12 protein-coding genes are annotated in these 12,149 nt (G+C 43.7%); all 12 read right to left on the bottom strand.

Annotation, left to right across the window (positions count from 1 at the left end; genetic code table 11):
* Positions 1 to 380: 380 nt before the first annotated feature.
* Positions 381 to 548: a hypothetical protein gene (locus BM195_RS18340; protein WP_170848225.1), complete on the bottom strand. Its 168-nt coding sequence runs from the start codon at positions 546 to 548 to the stop codon at positions 381 to 383.
* A gap of 363 nt (positions 549 to 911) precedes the next feature.
* Positions 912 to 1,220: a hypothetical protein gene (locus tag BM195_RS10330; RefSeq protein ID WP_139223995.1), complete on the bottom strand. Its 309-nt coding sequence runs from the start codon at positions 1,218 to 1,220 to the stop codon at positions 912 to 914.
* A gap of 215 nt (positions 1,221 to 1,435) precedes the next feature.
* Positions 1,436 to 2,380 carry a ribose ABC transporter substrate-binding protein RbsB gene (gene rbsB, locus BM195_RS10325; RefSeq protein WP_090237483.1) on the bottom strand — a complete coding sequence of 315 codons (945 nt, stop codon included), beginning with the start codon at positions 2,378 to 2,380 and terminating at the stop codon, positions 1,436 to 1,438.
* Positions 2,381 to 2,403: 23 nt separating this feature from the next.
* Positions 2,404 to 3,345 (bottom strand): ABC transporter permease subunit, encoded by a 942-nt coding sequence (locus tag BM195_RS10320; protein ID WP_090237480.1) that lies wholly within the window; start codon positions 3,343 to 3,345, stop codon positions 2,404 to 2,406.
* 1 nt (position 3,346) lies between these two features.
* Positions 3,347 to 4,846: a sugar ABC transporter ATP-binding protein gene (locus BM195_RS10315; RefSeq protein WP_090237477.1), complete on the bottom strand. Its 1,500-nt coding sequence runs from the start codon at positions 4,844 to 4,846 to the stop codon at positions 3,347 to 3,349.
* Positions 4,847 to 4,866: 20 nt separating this feature from the next.
* The gene (rbsD, locus tag BM195_RS10310; RefSeq protein ID WP_090237474.1) at positions 4,867 to 5,262 is read right to left on the bottom strand and encodes a D-ribose pyranase; all 396 of its coding nucleotides are present in this window, start codon (positions 5,260 to 5,262) and stop codon (positions 4,867 to 4,869) included.
* A complete protein-coding gene (gene rbsK, locus BM195_RS10305; RefSeq protein WP_090237471.1) occupies positions 5,259 to 6,155 on the bottom strand; it encodes a ribokinase in 897 nt (298 codons plus the stop codon). The genes rbsD and rbsK overlap by 4 nt, the downstream gene beginning before the upstream one ends.
* 13 nt (positions 6,156 to 6,168) lie before the next feature.
* A complete protein-coding gene (locus BM195_RS10300; protein WP_090237470.1) occupies positions 6,169 to 7,146 on the bottom strand; it encodes a LacI family DNA-binding transcriptional regulator in 978 nt (325 codons plus the stop codon).
* 493 nt (positions 7,147 to 7,639) lie between these two features.
* Complete coding sequence (locus tag BM195_RS10295; RefSeq protein ID WP_090237467.1) at positions 7,640 to 8,431, bottom strand: SDR family oxidoreductase; 792 nt, start codon at positions 8,429 to 8,431, stop codon at positions 7,640 to 7,642.
* A 44-nt stretch (positions 8,432 to 8,475) separates the two neighbouring features.
* Entirely contained in the window at positions 8,476 to 10,629 is a 2,154-nt protein-coding gene (locus BM195_RS10290; protein WP_090237463.1) for a TRAP transporter permease, read from the bottom strand.
* 4 nt (positions 10,630 to 10,633) lie between these two features.
* Positions 10,634 to 11,125: a DUF1850 domain-containing protein gene (locus BM195_RS10285; protein WP_244535729.1), complete on the bottom strand. Its 492-nt coding sequence runs from the start codon at positions 11,123 to 11,125 to the stop codon at positions 10,634 to 10,636.
* Between the two features lie 3 nt (positions 11,126 to 11,128).
* A complete protein-coding gene (locus BM195_RS10280) occupies positions 11,129 to 12,130 on the bottom strand; it encodes a TAXI family TRAP transporter solute-binding subunit (protein ID WP_090237461.1) in 1,002 nt (333 codons plus the stop codon).
* Positions 12,131 to 12,149 lie beyond the last annotated feature (19 nt).

Below are 12,149 nucleotides of genomic sequence, written 5' to 3'. Positions count from 1 at the left end.
AACCTCCTTATGATAATAGCAATTTATTAAATCCATCAACTAGTTTACTATAAAACCAAGTGAAAACGCAAACAAGCGAATTCTATTGTTGCGGTACTCAATTGTGTATCGGCAAAACTGTGTCACTATAAGCAAATCCAATAGATATAATAAAGAGGCTGGAACAAAAGTATATTAGCCAAAGATAAATCCGAACGATGTGATATGATTCCACTATGATTGGAACAGTTCGGGTATCTTTTGAGATATGTTTGAAAATTTGTTGAGAATGATCCATAAACGGAGAAGTCACTTGGTCTTAGATTTGATTTCTTCCATGCTTTTGTTGGTGAGTACATGATGGTCGCTGCGGAAAATACGCCCTTTCCAGGGGCACGGCCTCAGCTAACTTTGCCAAGAAAACCACTTGGCAAAGTGGATCTTCGGCTTGCGCCGTTCCCCCAGGCGTGTCGCATTTTTCCGCAGCTTAGAATCGTGTTCTCATCAGGTGACAGCAAGTTCAATTGATATTGTTCCGTGTATGTGTTCCGTGCATGCTTTTCTTTCAACAATCAGCACTCCAACATGACATGAGCGGAGGCAGCATACGGAGACTCCTATGGGAACAGCACGAGCCAAAGACCCCGCAGGAAAGAAGTCTTTGCATTCCAAGATGCCCATGGAAAGCGCAGTATGCTGCCGGAGTGAATGATCGCGCGCAACTAACATCAGAATGGAAGGAAGGACACCAAGGCACATTGTCACGCTTTCGCAGTCGTTATCAACGATGAATAAGGATGTGACTGTTGAAAAAGTCAAATGCTGCACTTCCTGCCCTGTCTGTAATCGTTCGTCTTTAGCGTGGAAAGTTTTAATTGTGTCCCATCCTCGTTTTCCTCAAAAACGATTACGTTTTGGTAAACAAAATATGGTCACTTATGCTTTTCACTATGAATGGTTTCCTCCAGAAAGATCTGGGAATCGGTATGGTCGTGTAGGTCACAATAGTACACAACTGACTTCAATTTATGGGAAATATCACACGTACGCGTTCGTTCAATAAAGTTCTTCCAGTATGTATATTCATGTGATCCGGCATCAACTGTCTCATAGTGGGTACTGTATTCCTGCCAGTTATGCTGCTTGGTTTCACCCTCATTTGGTTTGGCCTCTGCTTGCATTAGACCTATTACCAGGTATATTGTGAATATAAGACTGAATACTAACAAAGAAGGTTTCATACACATCACCACACTTAAAAATCTGTACACACATAGAATTCCCCAGCTTTTAATTTATATACATATTTTACATCACGAACTCTGGAAGAAGGATAAATGATTACCTAATCTTTTTTTTTTGAAACAAAAACGAAACCAGCTCTTGCTTCTGGTTCAGAATGAAAAGCTAGAAATAAAACAGGCCACCTCACCTGAGTGAAGTGACCTGAAGTCAATTATTCTGTCACAAGCTCCAATTCAACTGGTATAAACTCATCAACCGATTCTTCGCTGACAACTGAATCGACAGCATCAATCGCATTTTCACCGATCAATTCCGGCTGCTGGGCAATGGTCGCATCCATCTTCCCTTCCTCCACAGCTGCTACTGCATCGTCTGTTGCGTCAAAGCCAACAACCAGCACATCATCAAGCATGCCATTTGATTCAAGTGCCTCTACTGCACCAAGCGCCATTTCATCATTGTGCGCAAATACGGCATCAATCTCATCTGTGCTTTGGATAATGTTTTCCATCACATTCAAACCTTCAGAACGGTTAAAGTTCGCTGATTGCTGGGCCGTTACTTCCAATCCGTCCATTTCGTCAACAACATTATGGAAACCTTCACCGCGTTCATTTGTTGCCGATGCACCTGGAACACCTTGAAGCTCTATCATATTCCCGCTTTCGCCGAGCTGCTCTGCGATAAATTCACCAGCCATTTCTCCGCCTGACACGTTATCAGAAGCAATATGCGTAACGACTTCTCCGCCTTCTGCACTGCGGTCAACAGTGATAACCGGAACATCCTGTGCATTTGCCGATTCAATCGCCGTGACAATTGCTTCAGAGTCGACAGGATTAACTAATAAAACATCAATATCCTGCTGCAATAAGTCTTCAATATCACTTAATTGTGAAGAAGCGTCATCCTGGGCATCCGTTACCACTATGTCGTAGCCGGCCTCTTCTGCTGCAGCTTCTGCACCATCACGAAGCGTTACGAAAAACGGATTGTTTAAAGTGGATACCGAAAGCCCGACTTTTACGGAATCATCGGTACCTCCTTCAGATGAAGTATCGTCTTCGTCGTCTGAACCTGGACTTTCTGTTGAACAAGCACTGACAACCAACAGTAAAACTGCCAAAATCCCCATTCGCTTTAGCCATTTAGTCATTGAAAATTCCTCCTTAACATAGTTTATTTAGATTTTCTATCCAATAATACAGCGAGCAGAATGACGCCACCTTTAACGATTTGCTGGTAGAACGACGAGACATTCATCAGATTCAAGCCATTATCTATAACCCCGATGATCAAAGCCCCGATTAATGTTCCGGTTATCCGTCCGCGTCCTCCCATAAGACTTGTGCCGCCAATAACAACCGCTGCAATGGCATCCAGCTCAAACATTTCCCCGGCTGTAGGCTGTGCGGAATTCAGCCGGCTTGTTAAAATAACTCCGCCTAACACAGACAACATCCCGGTCAGGGCGTAAACACCTATTTTGACCCGATCTGCCTTAATACCTGATAAAATAGACGCTTCCTCATTGCCGCCAATAGCATAGACCTGACGTCCAAACACGGTTTTTCTTAGGACGAAATAAAGAATCAGAAAAACACCAAGCATCAAAATGACTGGGAAAGGAATCCCAAACACATATCCCCGGCCAATCATTTCAAAGGTGAAACTGTCGGACAGACCCGTGATCGGCCGGCCATCTGTATAAACAAGTGTTGCCCCGCGATAAATCGTCATCGTGGCAAGTGTAGCAATAAATGGCGCCACCTTTCCCTTTGTAATGATCAAACCGTTAATAGCACCTAGTCCCAACCCAATCAGAAGCCCGAGTAATACCGCTAAAATTGGATCCATGCCACCTGACAGCAGGCCTGCTGTCAACGCGCTTCCCAATGCCAGCAAGGATCCGACAGATAAGTCAATCCCCGCTGTCAAAATGACAAATGTCATTCCAAATGCAATCAGCGCATTGACGGATATTTGCCGCAGCAAATTAAAAATATTATCCAATGTGAAAAAATCATCACTCATAAAGCCAAGAAAAATAACCATCAAAATGAGTCCGATCAACGGCCCCAATTTGGAAAAATCATGAAAGAACTTTTGTTGTAATTTCATCTCACTCACCCCCCGCTGCTGCTGTCATAATTTTCTCCTGATCTGCTTCATCACGATTGAGTATGGTCGCTATTTTTCCTTCATGAATCACCATGATCCGGTCACTGACACCTAGAATTTCAGGCAGTTCCGAGGAAACCATGATGATAGCCACGCCGTTTTTGGTCAGTTCATTCATAATCGAATAGATTTCTTTCTTTGCCCCGACATCAACACCTCTTGTCGGCTCGTCCAAAATGAGCAGTTTCGGTTTGATGCCGAGCCATTTGGCAATTACCACTTTTTGCTGATTACCCCCGCTTAATGCCTTCGCTTCTTGAGCAGCACCGGTCGCTTTAACTTTTAGCCGATCCATTAATTCAGCAATTAGCCGATGCTCTTTTTTAGCAGAAATGACACCATTTTTGGAGATCGATTTCATATTTGTCAGTGAAATATTATCCCCTATGGAAAAATCAGTGAGCAGCCCTTTCGATTTCCGGTCTTCAGTAATAAAACCGATGCCCGCTTTAATCGCGTCTGAGGGATGTTTAACCGTTAATTCCTGACCATTCAGATATAGCCGTCCATTCTGTTTCCGGGCATAACCGAAAATCGTCTCCACCATTTCTGAACGTCCGGCCCCCATCAATCCGGCAACACCCAGAATTTCACCTTCCTTAACCGAAAAATTGATATCCTGGAATAATCCTTTTCGCGCCAAATCCTTTACTTCAAAGATAACTTCACCGGCAGTATGTTCCCGCTCCGGAAACCGTTCGCCCAGTTCACGTCCAACCATCATTTTGACAATAGCTTCAAAGTCCACATCGGTAATATTTTCAGTCCCGATATATTCACCATCACGCAAGACGGTAATCTGGTCACAGATTCTAAAAATTTCTTCCATCCGGTGTGAAATATAAATTACCGCAACACCTTGTTTCCGCAACGACTCGACAACGTCAAAAAGACTTTCAATTTCACGGTCTGTCAATGCAGCAGTCGGTTCATCCATTACAATCAATTCAGCATTCGTAGATATCGCACGGGCAATTTCAATCATCTGCTGTTTGCCGACTGATAAGTCCCCGGCAATGTCATCCGGATGAATGTTCGATACGCCTAGTTTTTGCAAGTTTGCTTCACATTGTTTCCGCATTGTCTTTGTATTCAGAACACCGGTTTTGCCATAGGTCAAATTTTTACCTATAAACATGTTTTCGGTGACCGTCAAATGCGGAATGATATTCAGTTCCTGATGGATAACCATGATCCCCTGTTGTTCTGCCTCTTTCGGATGGGAAAAATAAACTTCCTCTCCATTCAGCTTGATAGCACCTTGATCACGTTTATGGATCCCGGTCAATATTTTGATCAGGGTCGATTTCCCGGCACCGTTTTCACCGACTAAGGCATGCACCTCACCTTGATTGATCGAGAAGTTTACATTTTTTAGAACCTGATTGCCGGAAAATGACTTATTGATTCCCTTCATCTCTACAAAAGGGGTATTTGCCATGATGCCACCTCCTCTTTCCGCTAGAAAATAACGCCTGATTTTAAAATGGTATTGGCAAAAGGGGTTGATTCCCCTGTACGTATAACTGCTTTGGTATGTTTGATTTCACCTTTTAGTCCTTCATGTGTCATATACCGAATTGGCACGTCCGCATAGTCCGATTTAAGCCGGTTATGCAATGCTAAATTCGCTGTTTTGATTTCTTCTGCCAGCGTCATTTCTTCAATCACCATATCTTGGGCTACCGCCTCAAGCACCATCAGAAAATCCGGTGTACCAATTTTTATCGACAGATCAATCGTAACGGTGTCATCCGGAAGCGGCAGTCCACAGTCCGCAATAATAATCGTGTCGGTATGCCCCATTCTTGCCAGTATTGAAGCAATATCCCGATTTAACATCCCTGCTTTTTTCATTCGAACATTTCCCTTTCCCGTAAAAATTCGGTAACATCCCGTTTGGCTGGCATCCCGCCTTGCGCGCCAATTTTTGAAACCGACAAGGCTGCAGCGGCGTTCGCCATGCTAATTGCTTTATGCAAGCCTGTTCCACCCGCCAGTTCGGCAGCCAATGCGCCGTTGAATGTGTCCCCGGCTCCGGTTGTATCCGCCACTTGAATGTTATACCCGCTGATATCCCGTTCACCACCGTTGGCAACAAACGATATACCCTTATCACCCCGGGTAACAATCAGCTTTTCCTTGATCGACGCAAACAACGGATCTTTTTTCATTGACGCAAGTTCAATTTCATTTGGCGTCAAGTAAGCAACGGTTTTTAAAACTTTTTTCGGGAGCGCCTCGAATGGAGCAGGATTCAGAATAACCGGTACACCATTCGCCTCAGCGACATCTATTGTGAATACAATGGTCTCCATCGGTACTTCAAGCTGCAGCAGCACTATATCGCTATGTTTAATCAGGTCAGCATGTTTCTTCGCCAGCTCCGGTGTCACATGATGATTAGCACCCGATGCAACAATGATGCGATTATCATTTTCCGATAAAATGATTGTTGCCGTTCCAGTTGATGCATCCGGAATCGTTTCAATCCCTTCTGTCTGAATACCTTCCTTCGTAAAATTTGCGAGAACTGTTTCGCCAAATGAATCAGCCCCGACAGCTCCGATGAAATTCACATTCGCGCCCATACGTGCAGCAGCTACGGCTTGATTGGCTCCCTTCCCGCCTGGGTTGGTGAAAAACTTATTGCCCAGAACCGTTTCACCCTTCATCGGCATCTTGTCGGTCGTTACTGTCAAGTCCATATTAATACTTCCTACGATACATACATTCGGTTGCGTACTCATCCAATTCCTCCTTTCACAGCGTTGATTGTCGTTCAACTAATTGAACAGTAAATTCTTCATTCATAACAGCCGGCTCCTGACTGTTGATTTGTTTGATCAGCATTTCAGCAGCCTTCGCACCAATGTCATAAATAGGCTGAGCCATCGTTGTCAGTGTTGGTGTGATCGTTTCACCAATGGCAATCCCGTCGAATCCGATTACTGCCAGATCATCCGGCACTTTCCTTCCAACAGAAACTGCCGCATTCAATACCCCGGCCCCCATTAGATCATTTCCGACAAAGATGCCATCAACTTCCGAGTGCGTGTTTAATAGCTTAACAGCAGCATCCCGGGCAGCATCGAAATTATATTTTCCGGGTATAATATAATCTTCTGTGAACCAGTCTGCATTATTTACTTCATCCAGATAACCTTGCATGCGGTATACAGCATTGTTTACGTGTTCCGGACCAGCTATATGTGCAATCCTAGTGCAGCCGATCGATTTCAAATATTGAACCGCCTGTCTGCTCCCCCCACGGTTGTTTACCGTTACAGAGGAAATATCCGGGCTTATGATCCGGTCAAGAGCGACAATCGGTACTTGAATGTGCTGCAGATGTTCTTCCGTCATTGAGCTTGAAACAATAATAAATCCATCGACTGACTTTTGCTGCAGTGCATTCAAGTAATCGATTTGTTTCGCAATATCATTATCCGTATTGCACAGTACAAACGTATAATCATGCCTGTTTGTGACATCCTCTACAGCACGTGCCATTTCAGGGAAAAATGGGTTCGTAATATCCGGCACAAACAGCGCAATCATTTTCGACCGCCCTTTAAATAGACTTCGTGCCACATCATTCGGCAAGTAATTCAATTGTTCAATCGCATCCTTGACCCGCTTTTTGGTTCCTTCATTGACATAACCATTGCGGTTAATAACCCTGGAAACTGTTGCAGTCGAAACCTTCGCAAGCTTAGCTACATCACGGATTGTCGCCATATGATGAATCCTTTCATGATACTTAGTATGTTCTTATGTGTAACGGGTTACATATCAGCCAAAATTTATGGGGTTTGTGTAACCCGTTACATATAATAATAAAGCGGTTACATGTACGTGTCAATAGATCTATATAAATTAATTTTGAAACCTTTTTTAATAAAGACAGAAAAAGACTGGGACATAACGAAAGTAAGGGGCTTAAAAGACCACCAAGAGTCCGGGTTTAGCGGAGGAAATATACGTAGACTGCAACGGGAGGAAAGGGCTATGTGAGACCCCGCAGTGCGAATGCACGCGGATGCTCACCAGCCACTCGTGGAAAGCGGACGAGCAAAACATCCACCGAGTATGCGAGGAGTGCAGTTTCTCCGAAATCTCATTCAACACGGCGAGTACCAAGTATATTTTCGCAGCGGGTTATACCGTGCTTTGTTTGTTCGGATTTTTGTTTTATAAACGTTCTTTTGTCCCACCCCCCTTGAATAACTCGCTACAAGGCTTTTACCATCCCGCCATCAACCAGAAGCGATTGGCCTGTTACATATGTGTTCGCTGCTGAACAGAGAAACACCGCTATTTTCGCAAATTCTTCAGGTTCACCGTAGCGTCCAATCGGAATTTGTTTTTCAGCTTCCTTCATCACATCTTCTGCCGGCATTCCGAGCTTTTCAGCCTTGACCGAGTCAAGATGGCTGACCCGGTCGGTGCCAATCCTTCCCGGGCCGATCGTATTAATTAAAATATTGTCCCCTGCCAGTTCCTGTGACAGACTTTTCGAAAGACCGGTAATGCCAGCCCTGAACGTATTAGACAAAATCAAGCCGTCAATCGGCTGTTTGATGGATGACGAAGCAAAATTAACAATATGTCCGCCCCCTTGCTTTCTCATGTATGGCAGTACTACCCGGATCGCACGGATAAAACTTAACAAGTTCAGTTCAAATGCATGCTGCCAGGCGTCATCATCAACATCGTCAAACGAACCAGCTGGAGGTCCGCCCGCATTATTCACTAAAACGTCGATTGTTCCATTCTCGTCGATAACATCAGAAACCAGCTGCTTGATGGAATCATACGCTGTAATATCACAAATACCATACGTTACATATGGATTTTGAGTTTTCTCACGTATCTCTTTTGCTGTCCTTTCCAGTGCATCTTCATCACGACTCGCCAGAAATACACGCGCACCTTCTGAAGCAAATTGGTGTGCCGTTGCTTTGCCCAGTCCTTTGCTAGATGCCAAAACGAGAACAGATTTATTTTTAAGACCCAGATTCATTCTTATACCTCCTCGTACAAGTGTTCAAATTTCAAATCTCACGATTACTTTGCGATTGATGCTGGCTCTTGATCGACATCTTTTCTCAAGTAACGTGCACCAAATATAATGATTAAAACAACCAACCCTATCATATCGGTCCAAATCCCAGGGTAAATCAAAAGCAGCGCACCGACGATAGCTACTATCCTGATATACCACCGGATCGGAACCTTGAAGTACCCTTCAACCGCAACGGACAATAAAAAGACGCCCATTAACGAGGTTGCTGCGATTAATACAACATTCCCTATTGTTGCATCAATCATTAACATTTCATGAGAAAATACGAACATAAACGGAACAATAAACCCGGCAATTGCCAGTTTCATCGCCTGAAACCCCGTTCGCATCGGATCCCCTCCGCTGATGCCGGACCCAGCGAACGCTGCAAGTGCTACTGGCGGTGTGATGTTTGCAAAAATGCCAAAGTAGAATACAAACATATGCGCAACAAATACCGCGGTTTCACCTGTTCCTGCCAGTTCTCTGAAATATGGGAGCTGGAGCAATATTGGCGCTGCCATAGTACTGGTAATAATATACGTCGGTATGCTCGGCAGTCCCATACCTAAAATAATCGACGCAATCATTGTTAAAGTTAATGTAATTAACAATTGAACAAGCGAACTATTGATCACGTCACCCAGGCTCACAATCGTACTTGCCATTTCCAATGCTACACCTGTCAGTGAAGCAATTCCAACGATAATACCTACAGCTCCACACGCAATTGCAACCGGAACCGTTGTCCTTACCCCATTTTCCAGGGCACCTACAAATTCCCTTACATTGATTTCCTCTGCCTTAATGCCAGCTTTTTTACGAATCATATTGATGATTAAAGGGATCATGACAATCAAGCTAAGCTCCAGCCAATTGTCACGCAGTCCTGGCATGCTGGCAGCAGTTAACACTGCCCGTACTTGCGGTTCAAAAACTAAAAACATGGAGACAGCCGCAGCAAGGATGAGCATTCTTCCTGTTCCTGTGATAATCACCGTAGAAATAATCGACCAGAATGCTGCGTAAAATGGTGTTTTCCCCGAAAATAATAAATATAACAGAATGACCATTGGAATCAATAAGTGGCCACGTTTCGTCAACACTTCGGAAACGGACGGCAGCTCACGCCGGTTAAGTCCTTTTAAACCAAGTTTGGATGCTCTGATATGCACTTGCAGCAAAATACCGATGTAAAACAGCAATGCAGGTATAATTCCGGCCAGTATAACGGTCGTATACGGTATTCCCAGATTTTCCGCCATAATAAATGCCGCCGCCCCCATGATTGGAGGCAAAATCTGTCCGCCAACACTGGCTGCTGATTCAACTGCACCTGCAAAGTTTTTATGATACCCGATTTTTTTCATTAATGGGATGGTAAATGCCCCTGTCGTCACCACATTGGCAATGGCCGATCCATTAATCGATCCCAAAAAACCGCTGGACAAAACAGCCACTTTGGCAGGCCCGCCTTTTGTATGTCCGGCTACAGCCATTGCTAAATCATTAAACATCTGCCCCATACCGGACTTGCTTAAAAAGGCACCGAATAGAATAAATAAAATAATATAGCTGGCTGATACACCAATCGCAGTGCCTAAAATACCTTCTGTGATAAAAACGAGATGAGAGATGATTCCTTCCGATACATTGAAAAAAATCGGTGCCGTCAATTCCGGATAGACGGACAATTTAACATAAAAACCGTAAATAATAAATCCGAGTGCAAGCAGGGTCAATCCCCACCCTGTAACACGCCGGGTAATTTCCAGAATCAAGACCAGAGCGATCAATCCGACATACAAATCCATCTGATTAATTTGACCGCCCGATTCAATAATCCGATTGGCCGTAAACAACATATACAGACCAATTCCCGCGGCCAGACACGCTATTATATAGTCGTAAATTGGAATACCATTCTTTTTCCCTTTTTTAAAAACAGGATATAGCAAAAAGCCTAAAAGCATGAGCACATATAAATGAATACTCCGCTGCTGGATATCCACTAACGCCCCTGCATATGATGTATATAGATGAAATATACCAAGGCCTGCTGCAGCAACAGTTATTAAAATACCAATGCTTTTCGGGTAGTTTGTCCGAACATTACTTTCGCGGTCATAGTCTTCTGCTTTTGCCTTGTTTTCCACTGTCTCACCTCACAATACGCTTTAATTGTGTGACTAGAATAGTTATTAAAGGCATCCCCTTTACTGTTACTCTATATGCTGTGTCGCTTGGGTTTAAAACATAGCTATCTTTTCCAAACTGCAATTGATAATCATTCATTTGATTGGAACGTATAACAAGCTCGTAGCCAATTTTCCGGTCGATAGCCATATGAACCCAGCCATCTTTTAAAACGGTACGGTGCTCCGATTCAGATGGAACACCCGCACCGAACGTTTTGAATTTGGTGGACTCCAAATATATTACGTTATCATGTACACGGAAATACTCAACCCACGCTTCCTTTTCCACCGAATGCTCCCATTGAACAGAAAAAGCATGATCTTTTAAATAAAACGCATATAATAGCTGATCGCTATGCATAATTGTCAAAGCCTTAACCGGGATAAACATAAGACACACAGCAATCAGACTCGAAATCCCGGTCAAAATTAATGCTTTGCGTTTACCTAACATCAGTTATTCCAGCATGCCGTTTTCTTCATAAAATTTTTCTGCTCCTGGATGTAATGGTGCAACCAAATCTTTAGCTATATCTTCACGAGGCAGCTGATTCAATGCACTGATCGATACCTCATCACTGCCAAGATAGGCATAATAACGTTTAGTCAGATCGTAAACCAAATCTTCACTTAATTCAGGAGAAACAGTGATCATATTTTGAATACCGACTGTGTTTACTTCCTGATCAAGGTTATACATCGCTTCATCCCCAGCAGGAATGGTAAACGCTTTGTAAAATGGATAACTATCCATTAATGTCCCTGCAACATCATCTTTAATTTCAACAAATACAATATCATTTTGCTGCATTAAATCGGTAATATTGCTGTTCGGGACACCTGAAGTGAAAAATGCCGCATCAAGTGTCCCGTTTTTCATCTCCTGCACACTGTCAGCATAGCCGGTATGTGTTACTTTTGAAAGGTCATCATATGTCAGGTCAAGAGCCTCCAGCACCTTTTGTGCACTCTGTTCGACGCCGGATCCAACTTTTCCGACACCAACTCTTTTCCCTTCCAAATCTGCAATCGTTTCGATACCACTGTCAGCCATTGCTACAACCTGCACAACATTTTGATACATGCCTGCCATCGCCTGAACATCCGCCTGATTGTCCTCAAATTGGCCAGTGCCTTCAAGCGCATCAAAAGCCACATCACTCATGATGATGGTCATTTGGTTTAATCCGTCTTGCATGTTCTGAATGTTAGCAACTGACGCGCCAGTTGATTCAACCGTTACATTGCCGACATTGTCACTTTCCTCAAAGATTGGCTTAAGTGCACCACCTATCGGATAGTAAGTCCCGGACGTTCCACCTGTACCTAAGACGATCGATTCACCGCTTCCATCTTCATTGCCGGATCCATCTGTTCCTTCTGCAGATTCGCTGTCATCGCACGCTGCCAAAAATACACAGATCATGAATAAACTGATAAAAACGAGTTTTTTCCTCATCATCATACCCCCAGTAAAG

The sequence above is a fragment of the Lentibacillus halodurans genome (assembly GCF_900112045.1).
Classification (GTDB): domain Bacteria; phylum Bacillota; class Bacilli; order Bacillales; family Amphibacillaceae; genus Lentibacillus; species Lentibacillus halodurans.
The sequence above is the reverse complement of the archived record's forward strand: the minus strand, read 5'-3'. Positions and strand labels throughout refer to the sequence as shown.

What these genes read in the sequence shown, in the direction of transcription:
- rbsD (WP_090237474.1), bottom strand. Translation starts at nt 5,262, where the DNA reads ATGAAAAAAGCAGGGATGTTAAATCGGGATATTGCTTCAATACTGGCA.
- rbsK (WP_090237471.1), bottom strand. Translation starts at nt 6,155, where the DNA reads ATGAGTACGCAACCGAATGTATGTATCGTAGGAAGTATTAATATGGAC.
- BM195_RS10280 (WP_090237461.1), bottom strand. Translation starts at nt 12,130, where the DNA reads ATGAGGAAAAAACTCGTTTTTATCAGTTTATTCATGATCTGTGTATTT.
- BM195_RS10330 (WP_139223995.1), bottom strand. Translation starts at nt 1,220, where the DNA reads ATGAAACCTTCTTTGTTAGTATTCAGTCTTATATTCACAATATACCTG.
- BM195_RS10300 (WP_090237470.1), bottom strand. Translation starts at nt 7,146, where the DNA reads ATGGCGACAATCCGTGATGTAGCTAAGCTTGCGAAGGTTTCGACTGCA.
- BM195_RS10320 (WP_090237480.1), bottom strand. Translation starts at nt 3,345, where the DNA reads ATGAAATTACAACAAAAGTTCTTTCATGATTTTTCCAAATTGGGGCCG.
- BM195_RS10315 (WP_090237477.1), bottom strand. Translation starts at nt 4,846, where the DNA reads ATGGCAAATACCCCTTTTGTAGAGATGAAGGGAATCAATAAGTCATTT.
- BM195_RS10295 (WP_090237467.1), bottom strand. Translation starts at nt 8,431, where the DNA reads ATGAATCTGGGTCTTAAAAATAAATCTGTTCTCGTTTTGGCATCTAGC.
- rbsB (WP_090237483.1), bottom strand. Translation starts at nt 2,380, where the DNA reads ATGACTAAATGGCTAAAGCGAATGGGGATTTTGGCAGTTTTACTGTTG.
- BM195_RS10285 (WP_244535729.1), bottom strand. Translation starts at nt 11,125, where the DNA reads ATGTTAGGTAAACGCAAAGCATTAATTTTGACCGGGATTTCGAGTCTG.